At 73.7% G+C, this 21526-nt stretch carries 2 protein-coding genes; both read left to right on the top strand.

Going from position 1 to position 21526, the window contains the following annotated elements; translation table 11 throughout:
* The first annotated feature begins 6 nt into the window (after positions 1 to 6).
* Positions 7 to 15135, top strand: coding sequence for a type I polyketide synthase (locus ACV530_RS10135; RefSeq protein WP_494331986.1), 15129 nt, complete (start codon positions 7 to 9; stop codon positions 15133 to 15135).
* The gene (locus ACV530_RS10140) at positions 15135 to 21290 is read left to right on the top strand and encodes a type I polyketide synthase (protein ID WP_494331987.1); all 6156 of its coding nucleotides are present in this window, start codon (positions 15135 to 15137) and stop codon (positions 21288 to 21290) included. Before ACV530_RS10135 ends, ACV530_RS10140 begins: the two co-directional genes overlap by 1 nt.
* Positions 21291 to 21526 lie beyond the last annotated feature (236 nt).

Below are 21526 nucleotides of genomic sequence, written 5' to 3' on the forward strand. Positions count from 1 at the left end.
CTAAGGGTGACCACCCCTGCCGCGTTGGTCTTGTGCCTGCGACGACGACGAGGTAATTGCCACATGCAGAACGAGCAGAAGCTTCGCGACTACCTGAAGAAGGTCACCGCCGACCTGACCCAGACCCGCCGTCGCCTGCGCGAGGTAGAGGCCCGGGCGGACGAACCGATCGCGATCGTCGGTATGGCCTGCCGCTACCCGGGCGGGGTCGCGTCTCCTCAGCAGCTGTGGGACCTGGTCCTCGGAGAGACGGACGCCATCGGCGACTTCCCGTCCGACCGGGGCTGGGACCCCACCGGCCTCTACCACCCCGACCCCGACAACCCCGGCACGTACTACACGCGGGGCGGCGGCTTTCTCGACGACGCGGCCGGTTTCGACCCGGCGTTCTTCGGCATCTCGCCGCGCGAGGCCCTCGCCATGGACCCGCAGCAGCGGATCCTGCTGGAGATCGCCTGGGAGGCCTGCGAGCACGCCGGCATCGACCCGGCCACCCTGCGCGGCAGCGCGACCGGTGTGTTCGCCGGTCTCATGTACCAGGACTACGCCTCCCGGCTCGACTCGGTCCCCAGCGACGTCGAGGGGTACATCGGCAACGGCAACACCTACAGCGTCGCCTCGGGCCGCATCTCCTACGTCCTCGGCCTCGAGGGCCCCGCGGTCAGCGTGGACACGGCATGCTCGTCGTCGCTCGTCACCCTGCACCTGGCGGTGCAGTCGCTGCGCCGCGGCGAGTGCACGATGGCCCTCGCCGGCGGTGCGACCGTCCTGCCCACCGCGGACATCTTCATCGAGATGAGCCGCCAGCGCGGCCTCGCCGAGGACGGGCGCTGCAAGTCGTTCGCCGACGCGGCCGACGGCGCCGGATTCTCCGAGGGCGCCGGCATCCTCTTGCTGGAGCGGCTGTCCGACGCGGTCGCGAAGGGCCACAAGGTCCTTGCGGTGGTGCGGGGTTCGGCGGTGAACCAGGACGGCGCCAGCAGCGGCCTCACCGCGCCCAACGGCCCCGCGCAGCAGCGCGTGATCCGTGCCGCACTGACCGATGCCGGACTGTCGTCCGACGACATCGACGCGGTCGAGGCGCACGGCACCGGTACGACGCTGGGCGACCCGATCGAGGCGCAGGCCCTGCTCGCCACCTACGGCAAGGAGCGCGCAGCCGACAGCCCGCTGTGGCTCGGCTCGCTCAAGTCCAACGTCGGACACACACAGGCCGCCGCGGGCGTCGGCGGTGTGCTCAAGATGGTCATGGCGTTGCAGCACGGCGTGCTGCCCAAGACGCTGCATGTCGACGAGCCGTCGCACCAGGTGGATTGGTCCGCCGGTGCGGTCGAGCTGTTGACGGACGCGCGGGACTGGCCGGACGCCGGGCGAGCGCGGCGTGCGGGTGTGTCGGCGTTCGGTATCAGCGGCACGAACGCGCACGTGATCCTCGAGCAGGCCCCGGCGGCGGAGGAGCCGGAGGCCCGCGTCGAGCAGGGCGGCGTGGTGCCATGGGTGGTGTCGGGCAAGTCGGCTGCGGCGCTGCGTGAACAGGCCGCGCGCCTCGCCGAGTTCGTGACTGCGCGGCCTGAGTTGTCGCCCGTCGATGTGGCTGCGTCGCTGGTGCGTTCGCGCGCGACCTTCGAGCACCGTGCCGTTGTTGTCGGCGAGACGCGTGAGAGCCTGCTGAACGGCTTGGCCGAGCTGCCGGAGATCCAGCCTTCGGGCTCGGGTGTGGTGTTTGTGTTCCCGGGTCAGGGGTCGCAGTGGGTGGGGATGGCGCGTGAGCTGGCGGCGGCATCGCCGGTGTTCGCGGAATCGCTTGCCGCGTGCGGTCGGGCTCTGGAGCCTTTCGTCGACTGGTCGTTGGACCAGGCTCTGGGCGATGAGGCTTTGCTGGCGCGGGTTGATGTGGTGCAGCCGGTGTTGTGGGCGGTGATGGTCTCGCTGGCGGCGCTGTGGCGGTCGGTGGGTGTGGAGCCCGCTGCGGTGGTGGGTCACTCTCAGGGTGAGATTGCCGCTGCTGTCGTCGCTGGCGCACTGTCCCTGGAGGATGGTGCTCGGGTCGTCGCACTGCGCTCCCAGGTGATTGCGAAGTCCCTTGCCGGTCGTGGCGGCATGGTGTCCGTGGCTCTGCCGGTGGACGTGGTGCGTGAGCGCCTGGACGACGGCCGTGTTTCGATCGCGGCTGTGAATGGTCCGTCGTCTGTGGTGGTTTCGGGTGAGCCGGAGGCTCTGGACGAGCTGATGGCGGCCTATGAGGCCGAGGGTGTCCGGGTCCGCCGCATCAATGTGGACTATGCCTCGCATTCGGCTCAGGTTGATCAGCTTGAGGCGGAGCTGCTCGAGGTCCTTGCCCCGATCGTGCCGCAGGCGTCTCGCGTGCCGTTGATGTCGACGGTGACGGGGGAGTGGCTGGACACGGCGACGATGGATGCCGCGTACTGGCACCGCAACCTGCGCCAGACCGTCGAATTCGAGGCAGCCACCAAGGCATTGGTCGAGCAGGGCTTCGGCCTGTTCGTCGAATCCAGCCCCCACCCCGTCCTCGCCGTGGGCATCCAGGACACCGTTCCGGCTGCGATCGGGACGCTGCGGCGTGACGACGGTGGCTGGGACCGGTTCCTGACCTCCGCCGGTGAGGCCTTCGCCCACGGCGCCGACGTCAGTTGGTCGGGTCTTCTCCCCGAGGGCGCGGCCACGGTGGATCTGCCCACCTACGCCTTCCAACACCAGCGCTACTGGCTCGAGTCCGAGAAGATTGACGAGGTGTTCGCCGACCCGGCCGACGCCCGCTTCTGGGACGCGGTCGAGCGCGAGGACCTCGACACCCTCAGCACCGAACTCGGGCTGACCGGTGAGGACCAGCAGCACCTCGTCCGCTCTGTTCTGCCCGTGCTGGTGAACTGGCGGCGCGAACGCCACGACCGCACCGCTGTCGAGTCCTGGCGCTACGAAGTGACCTGGCAGCGTACGGACGATGTCAAGTCGCCCTCTCTGGACGGCACTTGGCTGCTGATATCCGCCCCCGATGCCGACGAGCGCATGGGTGAGGCGCTGGCCGGTTTCGGCGCCACGATCGTCCCGGTGCACTGGCAGCCCGCCGACACCGACCGTGCCGCGCTCACCGCGCTTCTCCGCGAAGCCGCCCAGGCACACGGTGAGATCCGCGGCGTCCTGTCCCTGCTGGGCGCCGACGAGACCCCGCACCCGGAGCGGTCCGCGGTGCCCGCCGGACTCGCCGGCACGCTCACCCTGGTCCAGGCCCTCGGCGACGCCGGGATCGAGGCTCCGCTGCGGATCCTCACGCAGCACGGGGTCCGGGTGTCCGGGAACGAGTCGGCCCCCTCCCTCGCGCAGGCCCAACTCTGGGGCCTGGGACGGGTCGTGGGCCTGGAGCACGCCACCCGCTGGGGCGGCCTCGTGGACGTACCCGGCGAGCTGGACGACCGCACTACAGCCAGGCTCGCCGGTGTGCTCGCGGCCGGCGGCGACGAGGACCAGATCGCGGTGCGGGCCACCGGCGTCTGGGTCCGGCGCCTGGTCCACGCCCGGCCCGCCGGGCAGCCCGCCCGGTCGTGGACGCCGAGCGGCACCGTACTCGTCACCGGCGGTACGGGCGCCCTCGGCGGGCACGTGGCCCGCTGGCTCGCCGCCAACGGCGCCCGGCACCTGGTGCTCACCAGCCGCCGCGGCGAAGCGGCGCCCGGTGCCGCCGGACTGCGCGACGAACTGACCGCACTCGGCGCCGAGGTGACCATCGCCGCGTGCGACGCCGCCGACCGCGACGCCCTCGCGGCGGTCCTCGCCGCGATCCCGGCCGACCGCCCGCTGACCGCCGTGGTGCACACCGCCGGCATCGGCGACGTCATCCCGCTCGGCGAGACCGGCCTCGCCGACCTCGCGTACGCCGCCGAGGGCAAGGTCACCGGCGCCCGCAACCTCGACGAACTCCTCGCGGACACCCCGCTGGACGCGTTCGTCCTCTTCTCCTCCAACGCCGGTGTGTGGGGCGGCGGCGGCCAGGGCGCCTACGGCGCGGCCAACGCGGCCCTCGACGCCCTCGCCGAACAGCGCCGCGCCCGCGGTGCCACCGCGACCTCGATCGCCTGGGGCCTGTGGGCCGGCGAGAGCGGGCTCACCGACGAGGGCGGCCAGGAGTACGTGCTGCGCCGCGGACTCCGGCCCATGGCCGCGACGACCGCCGTCAAGGCGCTCGTTCACGCCGTCGAGCACGACGACACCTTCGTCGCGGTCGCCGACGTCGACTGGGAGCGCTTCGCCCCCGCGTTCACCGCCGCCCGTCCGCGGCCGCTCATCGCCGAGCTGCCCGAGGTACGCGCCCTGGCCGCCGAGCCCGAACCGGCCGGTGAGGTCTCGGCACTTGCCGCCCGGCTGCGGGACGTCGCCGAGGCCGACCGGGCGTCCGTAGTGCTCGACCTCGTCCGCGGGCACGCCGCCGCCGTCCTCGGCCACGCGGACGGCTCGGCCATCGAGCCGCACCGCGCCTTCCGCGACCTGGGCTTCGACTCGCTCACCGCCGTCGAGGTGCGCAACCGGCTGAGCACGGCCACCGGGCTGCGCCTGCCCGCGACCCTCGTCTTCGACTACCCGAGCGCCTCGGACGTCGCGGAGTTCCTGCTGACCGAGGTGCTCGGCGACACCGCCGACGCGACCACGGCCGCCACCACCGCCGTGGTCGCCGACGAGCCCATCGCGATCGTCGGGATGGCCTGCCGCTACCCCGGCGGCGCCGACACCCCCGAGAAGCTGTGGGACCTCCTCCTGGCCGGCACTGACACGATGGGTGCCTTCCCGGAGAACCGCGGCTGGGACCTCGACGGGCTCTACCACCCCGACCCCGACCACCCGGGCACGACGTACACCCGCGAGGGCGCGTTCGTGCACGACGCGGGCGAGTTCGACCCGACGTTCTTCGGCATCTCGCCGCGCGAGGCCCTGACGATGGACCCGCAGCAGCGGATCCTGCTCGAGGCCGCCTGGGAGACCCTCGAGCGGGCCGGTATCGACCCGGCCACGCTCCGCGGCAGCCGCACCGGCGTGTTCGTCGGCGCGAGCACGCAGGGCTACGGAGCCGAGGGTTACGAGATCCCCGAAGGCGGCGAGGGCTACTTCGTCACCGGCGGGCAGACGTCCGTCGCCTCCGGCCGCATCTCCTACACCCTCGGTCTCGAGGGCCCGGCCCTCACCGTCGACACGGCGTGCTCGTCCTCGCTGGTCGCCCTGCACCTCGCCGCGCAGTCCCTGCGCCAGGGCGAGTGCACCGCCGCACTTGCCGGCGGTGTCGCCGTCATGGCGAGCGCGGGCGCGTTCGTCGAGTTCTCGCGCCAGCGCGGTATGGCCCCCGACGGGCGCTGCAAGGCGTTCGCCGCCGCGGCCGACGGCACGGGCTGGGGCGAAGGCGTCGGCCTGGTGCTGCTCGAGCGCCTCTCCGACGCCCGCCGCAACGGCCACACCGTGCTCGCCGTCCTGCGCGGCTCGGCGATCAACTCCGACGGTGCCTCCAACGGGATCAGTGCGCCCAACGGCCCCTCCCAGCAGCGCGTCATCCGCGACGCCCTCGCCAACGCCCGCCTCACCACGGCGGATGTCGACACGGTGGAGGCGCACGGTACGGGTACGACGCTGGGCGACCCGATCGAGGCGCAGGCGCTGCTCGCCACCTACGGCCGTGACCGTGACGCCGGGAACCCGCTGTGGCTCGGTTCCGTCAAGTCCAACATCGGGCACGCCCAGACCGCTTCGGGCGTGGCGGGTGTGATCAAGATGGTGCTCGCGATGCGGCACGGTGTGCTGCCGAAGACGCTGCACGTCGACGAGCCGACGCCGCACGTGGACTGGACCGCGGGCGCGGTTGAGCTGCTGACCGAGAACCGTGCCTGGCCGGAGCTGAACCGGCCGCGCCGTTCGGCTGTGTCCTCTTTCGGCGTCAGCGGCACCAACGCCCACATCGTCCTCGAACAGGGCGACGACATCGCCGAGGTGACCCCCGCCGGTGACACCGACGTGCCGGTGCCCGTGGTGCTGTCCGCCGCGTCCGACACCGCGCTGCGCGGCCAGGCCGGGCGGCTCTCCGCCTGGCTGACCGAGCACCCCGGCCTCGGCCCCGCCGACATCGGGCACTCGCTCGTGACCACCCGCGCCACGCTCGAGCGCCGCGCGGCCGTGGTCGCGGCCGGACGCGACGAACTCCTCGCCGGACTCGTCGCGTTGACCGAGGGCACCACGGCCCCCGGACTCGTCACCGGCGCCCCGGCGGGCGGCAAGCTGGCGTTCCTCTTCGCCGGGCAGGGCAGCCAGCGGCTCGGCATGGGCCGCGGACTGTACGAGGCGTTCCCGGTGTTCCGCGAGGCGTTCGACGACGTGTGCGCGGCACTGGGCGAGTTCGGCGTGGAAGCGCTGCGCGAGCTGGTCTTCGAGGGCCGCGAGGGTGAAGAGGGGGCGCTGGACCGTACCGAGTACACGCAGCCCGCGCTGTTCGCGTTCGAGGTGGCGCTGTTCCGGCTGGTCGAGTCCTGGGGCGTCAAGCCCGACTACCTCGTTGGGCACTCGATCGGCGAGCTGGCCGCCGCACATGTGGCGGGTGCGCTGACTCTGGGCGACGCGGCGGCCCTTGTGGCGGCACGCGGCCGGCTGATGCAGGCGCTGCCCGAGGGCGGTGCGATGGTCGCGGTCGAGGCGACCGAGGAAGAGATCGCTCCGTATCTCGTGGGTCGTGAGGGCGAGATCGGTGTCGCGGCGTTCAACGGGCCGCGTTCGGTCGTGATTTCGGGCGTGGAGTCGGTGGCCCTGGAGGTTGCCGAGACGCTGCGTGCCGAAGGGCGCCGGACCCGTCGGCTGACGGTGTCGCATGCGTTCCACTCGCCGTTGATGGAGCCGATGCTTCAGGAGTTCCGTGCGGTGGCCGAGAGGCTGTCGTACGGGACTGCGGCGATCCCTGTCGTGTCGAATGTGACGGGTGGTGTTGCGGAGTTCTCGGCTGACTACTGGGTCGAGCATGTGCGTGGTGCTGTCCGGTTCGCGGGCGGGATGGCGTATCTGGCGGAGCAGGGTGCGTCGGTGTTCGTCGAGATCGGTCCCGACGGCGTGCTGTCCGGCATGGGACAGGGCTGCGTCGACGGCGAGTTCGTCCCGGTGCTGCGCGCCGACCGCGACGAGGCCCCTTCGGCCGTCACCGCGCTCGCCCGCCTCGCCGTTCGCGGACTGCCCGTCGACTGGTCGCAGGTGATCCCGTCCGGCGCCGCCACGGTGGAGCTGCCGACGTACGCCTTCCAGCGCGAGCACTTCTGGCTGAAGGCGGCGTCCACGGACGGCGATGTGACGACGGCCGGACTCGGCGACGCCACGCACCCGTTGCTCGGCGCCGTGGTGGCCCTGCCCGACTCCGACGGCGTGGTGCTCACCGGACGCCTGTCGCTCAAGAGCCGGCCCTGGCTCGCGGAGCACGTGGTGCTGGGCGACGTCCTGCTGCCCGGCACGGCGTTCGTCGAGCTGGCGATCCGCGCCGCCGACGAGGTCGGCTGCGACCACGTCGAGGAACTGACGCTCGCCGCACCGCTCGTCCTGTCCGAGGACGGCGCGGTCGTCCTGCGCGTCGTCGTCGGCGAGGCCGGTCCGGAGGGGCGGCGCGAACTGTCCGTCCACTCGCGGCCCGAGAACGCGCTGCCCGGCGAGCCGTGGACCGCGCACGCCACCGGTCTGGTCGGCAACGCCGGCCCCGGTACCGGCGAGGACCTCACGGCATGGCCGCCCGCGGACGCCGAAGTCCTCGACACCAGTGGGCTGTACGCGATGTCGGCCGAGCACGGCTTCGCCTACGGGCCTGTCTTCCGCGGTCTGCGCGCGGCCTGGCGGCGCGGCGGCGAGGTGTTCGCCGAGGTCGCCCTGCCCGCGGACGCGGAGGCGAACGCGTTCGGCATCCACCCGGCCCTGCTGGACGCCGCGCTGCACGCCGTCGGCATGGGCGAGTTCTTCACCGACGACCGGCCGCGCGTGCCGTTCTCGTGGTCCGGCGTGACCCTGCGGGCCGCCGGTGCGGCGGAGCTGCGGGTGCACCTCGCGCCCGGCGGCGACGACACCATCGCGGTCACCGTGGCCGATGCCGCCGGACAGCCGGTCGCCTCGGTCGACGCGCTGCTGTTCCGCGAAGTGACCTCCGCCCCGGCCACCACCCCGGCGGCCGGCCTGCTCTACGGTGTGGAGTGGACCGACGTCCCGGCCGAGCAGGGTACTGCCGCGTCCGTGGCCGTACTCGGCGCTCCGGTCGCAGGCTTGCCCGGCTTCCCGGGCCTGGCCGAGGTGCCCGGCACCGTCGACGCCCTCGTCCTGCCCGTGACCGGGGAAGGCACCGAGCCCGAGGTCGTGCACCGGACCGTGCACGCGGCTCTCGGCGTGGTCCAGGAGTGGCTCGCCGACGACCGGTTCGCCGACGCGCGGCTGGTCGCGCTCACCCGGCACGCCGACCTCGCGGGCGCAGCCGTTCGCGGACTGATCCGCTCGGCGGCCCAGGAGAACCCCGGCCGGTTCCTGCTGCTCGACTCCGACACGGACGTCACCGCCGCCCTCGTGGCCGGCGCACTCGCCACCGGCGAGGACGAACTCACCTTGCGAGACGGTGAGTTCCGTGCTCCCCGCCTCGTCCGCCGGGCCGTCACCGAGCACGCCCCGTCCTTCGGCACCGGGACCGTGGTGGTCACGGGTGCGACGGGTGCTCTCGGTGCGCTGGTGGCGCGGCACATCGTGGCGGAGCACGGTGTGCGTGATCTGCTGCTGCTGAGCCGTCGTGGTCGTACGGCCGAGAGCTCTGACGCGCTGGTCGCCGAACTGGAGTCGCTGGGTGCCTCGGTGACGATGGCGGCCTGCGATGTGGCCGACCGTGAGGCGCTGGCCGGTGTGCTCGACGGTGTCGAGGTGTCGGGCGTGGTGCACACGGCCGGTGTGGTCGACGACGGCATCGTCGGCTCCCTCACCGCCGAGCGCGTGGACACCGTCCTGCGGCCCAAGGTCGACGCCGCCTGGAACCTCCACGAACTGACGCAGGGCCAGGACCTGTCGGCGTTCGTCGTGTACTCCTCGGCCGCCGGAGTCTTCGGCAACCCCGGCCAGGCGAGCTACGCGGCGGCCAACGCCTACCTCGACGCGCTGGCGGCGCACCGCCGGGCCCATGGGCTGCCCGCCACGTCGATCGCCTGGGGCATGTGGGCCACGGAGAGCAGCGCGATGACCGGCGCCCTCGCGGACGTCGACCGTTCACGGATGGCCCGCTCCGGCGCGACCGGACTGAACGAGACGGAGGGCCTGGCCCTCTTCGACGCCGCCGTCGCCGGTGACGCCGAACTCGCCGTCGCCATGCGGCTGGACCTCGCCTCCTTCCGCGGCCAGTCCGCCCCCGCCCTGCTGCGCGCGCTCGTACGGACCCCGAACCGGCGGGCCGTCGCCGGCAACCGCGCGGCCGCCGATGCCTCCGGGTTCGCCGGGCGGCTCGCGGGCCTGGACGCCGATGGCCGCCGCGCGGCGGCCCTCGACCTCGTACGCGCCGAGGTCGCGACCGTCCTCGGCTTCGGGGGCGCGCACGCGATCGAGCCGGACCGGGCGTTCAAGGACCTCGGCTTCGACTCCCTGACCGCGGTCGAGCTGCGCAACCAGCTCGGTGCGGCGGCAGGCCTGCGCCTGCCCGCGACGCTCGTCTTCGACTACCCGACGCCCGAGGCGCTCGCGAACCACCTCGTCGCCGAACTGCTCGGCGACAACGGTCAGGAGCCCGTGGTGCGCGGGACGGTGACGGCCACCGCCGCGGCCGACGAGCCGATCGCGATCGTGGCCATGGGCTGCCGCTACCCCGGCGGCGTGTCCTCGCCCGAGGAGCTGTGGAACTTCCTCGCCGCGGGCGGCGACGCGATCGGGTCGTTCCCGACCGACCGCGGCTGGGAGCTCGACGGGCTCTTCCACCCCGACCCGGACCACCCGGGCACGTCCACCAGCGACGAGGGCGGATTCCTGCACGACGCGGCCGAGTTCGACCCGCTGTTCTTCGGCATCTCGCCGCGCGAGGCCCTCGCGACGGACCCGCAGCAGCGGCTCCTGCTCGAGGTGACCTGGGAGACGCTCGAGCGGGCCGGGATCGACCCGGCCGATCTGCGCGGCGAACAGGTCGGCGTCTTCGCCGGCGTGATGTACCACGACTACGCGACCCGGCTGAACAACATCCCGGACGAGCTCGAGGGATTCCTCAGCACCGGTGCGTCCAGCAGCGTCGTGTCGGGCCGGGTCTCCTACACCTTCGGCTTCGAGGGCCCGTCGGTCACCATCGACACGGCGTGCTCGTCCTCGCTGGTCGCCCTGCACCTGGCCGCGCAGGCCCTGCGCCGCGGCGAGTGCCGGATGGCGCTCGCGGGCGGTGTCACCGTGATGGCGACGCCGGACACGTTCGTCAACTTCTCGCGGCAGCGCGGCCTGGCCGACGACGGCCGCTGCCGGTCGTTCGCCGCGTCGGCGAGCGGCACCGGCTGGTCGGAGGGCGTCGGCGTCCTGCTCGTCGAGCGGCTCTCGGACGCCGTGCGCAACGGACACCAGGTCCTGGCCGTCATCCGCGGCTCCGCGGTCAACCAGGACGGAGCGAGCAACGGCCTCACCGCCCCCAACGGTCCGTCGCAGCAGCGCGTGATCCGGGCCGCACTGGCCGACGCCGGGCTCTCGACCGCGGACGTGGACGCGGTGGAGGCGCACGGCACGGGTACGACGCTGGGTGACCCGATCGAGGCGCAGGCGCTGCTCGCCACCTACGGCCGTGACCGTGACGCCGCGAACCCGCTGTGGCTGGGCTCCGTCAAGTCCAACCTCGGCCACACCCAGGCGGCCGCCGGTGTCGCGGGTGTGATCAAGATGGTGCAGGCGATGCGGCACGGAGTGCTGCCGAAGACGCTGCACGTCGACGAGCCGACGCCGCACGTGGACTGGACCGCCGGTGCGGTGGAGCTGTTGACCGAGAACCGTGCCTGGCCGGAGCTGAACCGGCCGCGCCGCTCGGCCGTGTCCTCCTTCGGCGTCAGCGGCACCAACGCCCACATCGTCCTCGAGCAGGGCCCCGCACCGGCGGCCCCGGCGCGGGAGACGGCGGACGGCGTCGTGCCGTGGATCGTCTCCGGCCGCACCGAGGCCGCGGTTCGCGACCAGGCGGCCCGGCTCCTCGAGCACGCCGGTGAACTCGCCCCCGCAGACGTCGCGTTGTCGCTCACGGCGAACCGGCACCGCTTCGAGTTCCGCAGCGCCGTCGTCGGCGCCGACCGCGACGAACTGCTCGCCGCACTGGCCGCGGTCGCGGACGGGCGTACGCCCGTGGTGACGCCCGCGGACGGCAAGGTGGCGTTCCTCTTCGCCGGGCAGGGCAGCCAGCGGCTCGGGATGGGACGTGAACTCCGCGAGCGGTTCCCCGTGTTCCGTACCGCGTTCGACGAGGCATGCGCCGCGCTCGACACCGTCCTGGAACGGCCGCTCGAGGGCGTCGTGTTCGGGGACGAGGCCGGACTGCTGGACCGTACCGAGTACACGCAGCCCGCGCTGTTCGCGTTCGAGGTGGCGCTGTTCCGGCTGGTCGAGTCCTGGGGCGTCAAGCCCGACTACCTCGTGGGGCATTCGATCGGCGAGCTGGCGGCCGCTCATGTCGCCGGGGTGCTCAGCCTGTCGGATGCCGCCCAGCTGGTGGCCCACCGCGGTCGGCTGATGCAGGCGCTGCCCGAGGGCGGTGCGATGGTCGCGGTCGAGGCGACCGAGGAGGAGATCGCTCCCTATCTGGAGGGCCGTGAAGGTGAGATTGGTGTCGCGGCATTCAACGGTCCGCGTTCGGTCGTGGTTTCGGGCGTGGAGTCGGTGGCGCTCGAGGTTGCGGAGGCGCTTCGTGCGGAGGGGCGGCGGACTCGGCGGCTGACGGTGTCGCATGCGTTCCATTCGCCGTTGATGGAGCCGATGTTGGAGGAGTTCCGTGCGGTGGCCGAGGGGCTGTCGTACGGGACTGCGGCGATCCCTGTCGTGTCGAATGTGACGGGTGGTGTTGCGGAGTTCTCGGCTGATTACTGGGTCGAGCATGTGCGTGGTGCTGTCCGGTTCGCGGACGGGATGGCGTATCTGGCGGAGCAGGGTGCGTCGGTGTTCGTCGAGATCGGTCCCGACGGCGTGCTGTCCGGGATGGGACAGGGCTGCGTCGACGGTGTCTTCCTGCCCGCCGTACGGGCCGACCGCGACGAGGTGCTCGCCTTCACCGGCGCCCTCGCCCAGGCCCACACCCACGGCATCGACCTGGACTGGTCGCAGGTGATCCCGTCCGGCGCGGCCACCGTGGACCTGCCGACCTACGCCTTCCAGCACCGCCACTACTGGCTCAACGACACCCCGGGATCCGGGGACGTGGCCGCCGCCGGCCAGAGCGCCGCAGGGCACCCCCTCGTCGGCGCGGTCGTCTCCCTGCCCGGCTCCGGCGGCGTCGTGCTCACCGGACGCCTGTCGCTCTCCTCCCACCCGTGGCTCGCGGATCACGCGGTACAGGGCAACGTCCTGCTGCCCGGCACGGCGTTCGTCGACCTGGCGCTGCGCGCCGGCGACGAGGTCGGCTGCGGCCTGCTCGAGGAACTGACGCTCGCCGCACCGCTGGTGCTCTCCGGCGCCGGCCGCCTCGCGCTCCGCGTCGTGACCGGAGCCCCGGACGACACCGGACGCCACGAGGTCAGCATCCACTCGCGCGCCGAGGACGCGCTCGCCGACGAGCCCTGGACCTGCCACGCCACGGGCACCCTCGCCCCCGACGCCGGGTCCGGCGCGGACCTGCGGCAGTGGCCCCCGGCCGGTGCCGAACGGATCGCGACCGAGGACCTGTACGCCGACCTCGAGCAGGTCGGACTGCGCTACGGGCCCGCGTTCCAGGGTCTGCACGCCGCCTGGCAGAGCGGCGACGAGGTGTTCGCGGAGATCGCCCTGCCGGAGGGCACCGACGTGGCGGGCTTCGGCCTGCACCCGGCGCTGCTCGACGCGGCGTTGCACGCGGTGGGCCTCGGCGGCTTCTTCACGGACGACCAGGCACGCCTGCCGTTCTCGTGGTCGGACGTCAGCCTGCACGCCACCGGCGCGACCGCCCTGCGCATCCGCGTCGGCGGCGCCGGACCGGAGTCGGTGTCCCTGGACGTCGCGGACGGTACGGGTGCCCCGGTCGCCTCGATCGGCTCGCTGACGCTGCGTCCGGTCGCGGCCGGGCAGCAGGAGCAGGCGGCGGACGCGCTGTTCCGCCTCGACTGGGTGCCGCTGCCGGCGGCGCAGAACCCGCCCGCCGGCCGGTGGGCCGTGCTCGGCGACGACGGCCTCGACCTGGTCGACGCACTCGAGTCGGCCGGCATCACCGCGGCGACCGGCGCGGAACTGGCGGCCTTCGGCGCCGACGCACCCGAGCTCGTGCTCGTCCCGCTCGGCGGCAAGCCGACCCAGGACCACCCCGCCGACGTCCGCGACGCGACCCTGGCCGCCCTCGGGCTGGTCCAGGAGTGGCTCGCCGATGACCGATTCGCCGCGGCGCGGCTGGTGTTCGTCACCCGCCACGCGGTCGCGGCACGGCCCGGCGAGGACGTCCGCGACCTGGCGCGCTCGGCGGTGTGGGGCCTGGTCCGGTCCGCCGAGTCGGAGAACCCCGGCCGGTTCGGTCTCCTCGACCTGACCGACGGCACCTTCGCACCCGCCCTGGCCACCGCCCTCGGCTCCGCCGAGCCGGAGGCCGCGGTCCGCGAGGACGCTGTGCTCGTACCGCGCCTGGCCCGGCACCGCGCCGAAGCGGACCTCCCCGCCCTGGGCGCCGGGACCGTGGTGGTCACGGGTGCGACGGGTGCGCTGGGTGCGTTGGTGGCGCGGCATGTGGTGGCGGAGCACGGTGTGCGTGATCTGCTGCTGCTGAGCCGTCGTGGTCGTACGGCCGAGGGCTCAGACGAACTGGTCGCCGAACTGGAGGCGTTGGGTGCCTCGGTGACGGTGGCGGCCTGCGACGTGGCCGACCGTGAGGCGCTGGCCGGTGTGCTCGATGGCGTCGAGGTGTCGGCTGTGGTGCACACGGCCGGTGTGGTCGACGACGGCATCGTCGGCTCCCTCACCGCCGAGCGGATCGGCAAGGTGCTGCGCCCGAAGGTCGACGCGGTCTGGCACCTGCACGAGCTGACGCAGGATCAGAATCTCTCGGCGTTCGTGGTCTTCTCCTCGGCCGCCGGAGTCTTCGGCACCGCGGGCCAGGCCAACTACGCGGCGGCCAACGCCTACCTCGACGCGCTGGCGGCGCACCGCCGGGCCCATGGGCTCCCCGCCACGTCGATCGCCTGGGGCATGTGGGAACAGTCCGGAGGCATGGCCGCCGAGCTGAGCGACGACGACGCGCGCCGCATCGCCCAGTCCGGCGTCGGCGCCCTGACCCGCGACGAGGGGCTCGCGCTCTTCGACGCGGCGCTCGCCGCCGACCGCGCCGTGGTCGTGCCCATCCGGCTGGACCTGCCGGTCCTGCGCCGCGCGGGCGCCGTACCGCCGCTGCTCGCCGGCCTGGTCACCACCAGGAACCGGCGGACCGCCGCCGGGCCGCAGGCCGCCGGCGACCTGCGCTCCCGCCTCTCCGGGCTGGACGCCGGCGCACGGCAGGCCGCGCTGCTCGACCTGATCCGCACGGAGATCGCGGCGGTGCTCGGCTTCTCGGCCACCGACGACATCGACGGCGGACGGGCGTTCCGCGAGCTCGGCTTCGACTCGCTGACCGCGGTCGAACTGCGCAACCGCCTCGCCGGGGCGACCGGGCTGCGGCTCGCGGCCACGCTGGTCTTCGACCACCCGAGCCCGCTCGACCTGGCCGCCCACCTCGCGGCCGAACTGTCCGACGGCGACGGCCCGTCCGCGGTCGTCGCGGAGCTGGACCGGCTCGCCGGTCTGCTCACCGCGGTGCCCGAGGAGGGCGGTGAGCGCGACCGGGTCGTCGCCCGGCTCGAGGCGATGCTCGCCAACCTGTCCGGGGCCAAGGGCGCGACGGACGGCGAAGGCGACGGCGACGGGATCGCCGACGCCATCGCCGACGCGGACGACGAGGAGATCTTCGACCTCCTCGGCAAGGAATTCGGCATCTCGTGATGGCCGACGAGTTCTCGAAGGATGAGGGAAGACCCCCTATGACGACGAACGAGGAAAAGCTCCGGCACTTCCTCAAGCAGGCCACCGCCGAGCTGCACCAGACCCGGCAGCGCCTGCGCCAGGAGGAGGCCCGCTCCGCGGAGCCGATCGCGATCGTCGGGATGGCCTGCCGCCTCCCCGGCGGCGTGAGCACCCCCGAGCAGCTGTGGGACCTGGTCGAAGCGGGCGGGGACGCCATCACGGGCTTCCCGGCCGACCGAGGCTGGGACCTCGACGGGGCGGACGGCTCGGTGCCGTACCGCAGCGGCGGATTCCTGCACGACGTCGCGGACTTCGACCCGGCCTTCTTCGGCATCGTGCCGAGCGAGGCCGTGGCGATGGACCCGCAGCACCGCATGGCGCTCGAGGTGGCCTGGGAGGCGCTCGAACGGGCCGGGATCGACCCGCAGTCCGTGCGCTCCACGAAGACCGGTGTGTTCGTCGGCATGATGAACAGCTCGGACTACGTCTCGCCGCTGACCGAAGTGCCCGCCGGCGCCGAGACGTTCGTGGGCCCCGGCAACACCGGCGCCATCGTCTCCGGCCGGATCGCCTACACCCTCGGTCTCGAGGGCCCGGCGGTCACCGTGGACACGGCGTGCTCGTCGTCGCTGGTGACGCTGCACCTCGCCTGCCAGGCGCTGCGCCAGGGCGACTGCTCCATGGCGCTCGCCGGAGGCGTCACCGTGCTGTGCACCCCCGGCTTCTTCGAGCTGAGCGAACTGCAGGCGCTCGCCCCCGACGGCCGCTGCAAGGCGTTCGCCGAAGGGGCCGACGGCACCGGCTTCGCCGAGGGCGCCGGCATGCTCGTCCTCGAGCGGCTGTCCGACGCCCGCCGCAACGGGCACCGGGTCCTCGCCGTCGTCCGGGGCTCCGCGGTCAACCAGGACGGGGCGAGCAACGGCCTGACCGCGCCCAACGGAGCCGCACAGCGCAAGGTCATCGAGGCGGCCCTGGCCAACGCCCGGCTCACCCCGGGCCAGGTCGACGTCGTCGACGCGCACGGCACCGGCACCGCGCTCGGCGACCCCATCGAGGCCCAGGCACTGCTGTCCACCTACGGCCGCGAACGCGACGCGGAGAAGCCGCTGTGGCTCGGGTCGCTCAAGTCCAACATCGGCCACACCCAGGCGGCCGCCGGTGTCGCGGGTGTGATCAAGATGGTGCAGGCCATCCGGCACGGTGTGCTGCCGAGGACGCTGCACGTCACCCAGCCGTCGAGCAAGATCGACTGGGAGGCGGGGGCGGTCTCGCTGCTCACCGAGAACCGGTCGTGGCCCGAGACCGGGGAGCCGCGCCGGGCAGGCGTGTCGTCGTTCGGCCTCAGCGGCACCAACGGACACGTCCTGCTCGAGCAGGCCCCGGCCGAAGAGGCGGTCGAAGAGGCTGCCTCAGACCTGGGGCCCGTGCCGCTGCTCGTCACCGCCAAGTCCCCCGAGGCGCTGCGCGCCCAGGCCGGCGAACTGCGCGCCTGGCTGCGCAAGAACCCCGGCCTGCGCCCCGCCGACGTCGCGCGGGCGCTGGTGACCACGCGGTCGTCCTTCGAGCACCGCGGCGCGGTCGTCGGCACGGACACCGGCGAACTCGCCGACGCCCTCGCCCTGCTGGAGGCCGGCGAGACCGGCGAGACCGCCGTACGCGGCGTGGCCCGCAAGAGCGCCAAGATCGCCTTCGTCTTCCCCGGCCACGGCTCCCAGTGGGAGGGCATGGCCGCCGAACTGCTGCGGACCTCGCCGGAGTTCGCCGCCTCCGTGGCCGCGTGCGACGAGGCCTTCTCCGAGTTCCTCGACTGGTCGGTGGCCGCCGCACTGCGCGGCGACGCCTCGGCGCCCCCGTGGGACCAGGTGGAAGTGGTCCAGCCGATGCTGTTCACCATGATGGTGTCGCTCGCCGCCCTGTGGCGGGCCCACGGCATCGAACCGGACGCGGTGATCGGCCACTCCCAGGGCGAGCTCGCGGCCGCCCACGTCGCCGGCGCGATCGGCCTGCGCGACGCCGCGCGGATCGTGGCCCGGCGCAGCGCTGCGCTGCGCACCCTCGTCGGAAACGGCGCGATGGCGTCGATCCTCGCCGCGCCCCAGGACGTGCTCGCCCGCATCGAGCGCTTCGGCGACAAGCTGTCGCTGGCCGTCGTCAACGGCCCTACCGCCTGCGTCGTTTCCGGTGTACCGGACGCGATCGACGAGCTCGTCGCCGAGTGCGAGACCGAGCTGATCCGTGCCCGCCGGGTGCGCGGCGCGGACGCGGCCGGGCACTCCGCACAGGTCGAGAAGCTCCGCGAGCGGATGCTCGGCGAGCTGACCGTCGAGCCCGTCGCCGCGTCGGTCCCCTTCTACTCCACCGTGGACGGCAAGGCGATCGGCACCGAGACCCTCGACGCCGAGTACTGGTACCGCAACGCGCGCCAGACCGTGCAGTTCGACGCCGCGGCCCGCGCCCTGCTCGCCGACGGCCACCACGTCCTGATCGAGATCAGCCCGCACCCCGTGCTCACCGTGGGCCTCCAGGGCATCGTCGACGACGCGGGCTCGTCCGCCGCGCTCGTCCCCACGCTGCGCCGCGACCAGGGCGGCCCCGGCCGGTTCCGTACGGCCCTCGCCGAGGCGGCCGTTCACGGGGCCCGGCCCGACTGGGACACCCTGCTGCCGGGCACGGGCGTCCCGGTCGAGCTGCCGACGTACGCCTTCCAGCGCCGCCGGTTCTGGATGCCCACCGCACGCTCCGCCGGGGACGTCACCAGCGCCGGACAGCGGCCCGCCGAACACCCCCTGCTGGCCTCGGCGATATCGCTCGCCTCCAGCGACGAACTCCTGCTCACCGGCAGGCTGTCGCTCGCCTCGCACCCGTGGCTCGCCGACCACGGCGCCCTCGGCACGGTGCTGTTGCCGGGCACGGCGTTCGTCGAACTCGCGCTGTGCGCGGGGGAGAAGCTCGGCTGCCCGGCCCTCGAGGAACTCACCCTCGCCGCACCGCTGGTGCTGCCCGAGAACGGCGGCGTGGCCGTCCAGGTCCACGTCGGCGAGCCCGACGCCGAGGGCCGGCGGCAGGTGGCCGTCCACGGCCGGCCGGACTCCGCCCCGGCGGACGCCCCCTGGACCCCGCACGCCACCGGCCTGCTCGGCCCCGACACCGCACCGCCCGGCGCCGACCTCACGGCCTGGCCGCCGGCCGGCGCCCAACCCGTGGCGCTGGACGGCCTGTACGAGCGGCTGAACGCCGCGGGCGTCGGCTACGGCCCCGTCTTCCAGGGCCTGCGGGCCGCCTGGCTCGCCGGTGACATCGTCCACGCCGAGGTCGCGCTGCCGGACGACGCGGCACGCACGGCCGAGGACTACGGGCTGCACCCGGCCCTGCTGGACGCCGCCCTGCACGCCGCCACCGCGGGCTCCGAGCCCTCCGCGTCCGAGCCGCTGCGCCTGCCGTTCTCCTGGACCGGCGTCCGCCGCCACGCCTCGGGCGCCTCCCGCCTGCGCGTCCGGCTCGTCCGCAAGGACGGCGACAACGGCCACGAGATCGGCCTCGACGTCGCCGACGAGACGGGCCTCCCGGTCCTCACCGCCGAGTCCCTCGTCCTGCGCGGCGTCTCCGCCGAGCAGTTGAGCGCGGCGGGCGGCGACCACGACACCCTGTTCGAGCTGGACTGGTCCCGGCCCCGCACCCCTGCCGTGGCGCACACCGGCACCTGGGCCGTGCTCGGGAACGGGCTGCCCGAGGCCGGCACACGGTACGCGGACCTCGCCGGGCTCACGGCCGCGGCCGGGGCGGGCGCCGCCGTACCGGACCTCGTCCTCACCGTCCTGGACGCACCGGCGGACGGCATCCCCGACGCGGCGACCGTCCACGACGAGACCGCCCGGATGCTCACCCTGGTGCAGGAATGGGCGGCGGCCGAGGAGTTGAGCGAGGCACGGCTCGTCGTCGTGACCCGCGACGCGGTCGCGGCCCGCCCGGACGACGCTGCGGCGAATCTCGCCCACGCGACCGTCTGGGGCCTGCTGCGCTCGGCGCAGTCGGAGAACCCGGACCGGTTCGTCCTGGTGGACACCGACGGCACGGACGCCTCGGCCCGGGCGGTCCTCGCCGCGGCCGGCAGCGGGGAACCGCAGGTCGCCCTGCGCGAGGGCACCGCCCTGGTGCCCCGGATCGTCCGCGTGCCGCTCGACGCGCCCCGGCGCCCGACGGGCTTCGACCCCGAGGGCACGGTCCTGGTCACCGGAGCCGCCGGCACCCTGGGCGCGCTCGTCGCCCGCCACCTCGTCGCCGAGCACGGCATCCGGCGCCTGCTGCTCACCAGCAGGCGCGGCGCCGCCGCGCCGGGCGCGGCCGAACTGGCCGCCGAGCTCCAGGAGCTGGGCGCCACGGCCGAGTTCGCGGCCTGCGACCTCGCCGACCGCGACGCGGTCCGCGGCCTGCTCACCCGGGTGCCCGCCGACCGTCCGCTGACCGCGGTGGTGCACAGCGCCGGCGTCCTCGCCGACGGCGTGCTCGGCTCGCTCACCCGCGACCGGCTGGACCGCGTCCTCGCCCCCAAGGTCGACGGCGCCCTGAACCTGCACGAGCTCACGCGCGACCTCGGCCTCGGCGCGTTCGTCCTGTTCTCCTCCGCCGCCGGCGTCATCGGCAACCCCGGACAGGCCAACTACGCGGCGGGCAACGCCTTCCTCGACGCCCTCGCGCACCACCGCCGGGCCCAGGGGCTGCCCGCCTCCTCGCTGGCCTGGGGCCTGTGGGAGGAGCGCAGCGGCATGGCCGCCGACCTGGCCGACGGCGAGCTGGAGAAGCTGCTCCGCCCCGGCTTCGCGGGCATGAGCAGCAAGGAGGGCCTGGCCCTGTTCGACACGGCGTGCGGCCTCGACCGGACGCTGCTCGTGCCGATGCGCTTCGACGTCGCGGCGGTCGCGGGCCAAGGCGACATCCCGCCGCTGCTCCGCAAGCTCATCCGGCCGACGACCCGCCCGGGCAAGGCGGCCGACAGCGCCACGGCCTTCCGGCAGCGCTTCACGGCAGCCGCACCGGACGACCGCACGGGCGTCGTCCTGGACTACCTCCGCAGCGAGGTGGCCGTGGTGCTCGGCCTGCCGGGCGCCGACTCCGTCGACCCGGACGTCCCGTTCCTCGAGCTGGGCTTCGACTCGCTCACCGCGGTCGAACTGCGCAACCGCGTCACGAACACGGTCGGCGCCAGGCTGGCCCCGACCGCCGTCTTCGAGCACCCCACGCCCGCCGCGTTCGCCGGGTACATCACCGGGCTGCTCGCCGGACAGGCCGACGGCGCCGCCGAGCCGGGGAGCGCCACGGCCCCCGCCGAGTCGGTGTTCGGCCCGATGATGGAGCGCGCCTCCGAGCTCGGGCAGATGGCCCGCCTGGTCGAACTCTTCGCGTCCGTCTCGGAGTTCCGTCCCGTCTTCGAACGGCCGGAGGACGCCGGCATCACCCCTGTCCGCCTCGCCTCCGGCTCCGCCGGGCCGAAGCTGGTCTGCGTGCCGTCCGTCCTCGCGATGTCCGGGCCGCAGGAGTACGCGCGGTTCGCCGCGCCGTTCCGCGGCGAGCGCGACGTGCTGGTGCTCCCGGTGCCCGGATACCTGAAGGGCGAACGACTGCCCGCCGACGTCGAGTTGCTGGCCGTGGCACACGCGGACCGGCTGCTCGAGGAGATCGGCGGCGAGGAACCCTTCGTCGTCGCGGCCCACTCCTCCGGCAGCGTGCTCGCCCACGGCCTGGTGCGGGAGCTGGAGCGGCGCGGCGTACAGCCCGCCGGACTGGCCCTGCTCGACCCCTACACGCCGACCCGCCGCGCCTTCGCGGGCGTGGAGAACCGGCTGCTCTCCGGGATCGGCGGCGAAGGGTTCCTGCCCACCGACGACAACAGGCTGACGGCGATGGGCGGTTACTTCCGGCTGCTGTCCCAGTGGGAGCACACCCCCGTCGAGGCGCCCGTCCTCATGGTGCGGGCCATGGATCCGCTGCCCGCCTGGGGCGACGGCGAGAGCTGGCAAGCCACCTGGCAGGGCCCGTACACGGAGACCGATGTGCCGGGCGACCATTTCTCCATGATGGAGGACCTGGCCGGCGGGACCGCGCTGGCGGTCCGGGAATGGCTCGGCACGCTGGGCTGAACAACACCCCCGTATTCCGGGAGGGGTTCCGGCCGCACGGCGGCCGGAACCCCGGTAAGGGCTGTCCAGCGGCCCGAGAACCGTGATGCGAGGGGCAGTTGGTAAGGGCGGGGGTAGGGGAGGTAGGGGTTGTTCGCCGCCCCCGTGGATCATTAATTTTCTTCGAGGTGCGGCAGTCATCTCAAAAGCCGCCGGTGAGCCGAATTTGCGGGCTTTTCCTCACCACATCACCCGCA

This window comes from Streptomyces sp. SX-6 (assembly GCF_059089585.1).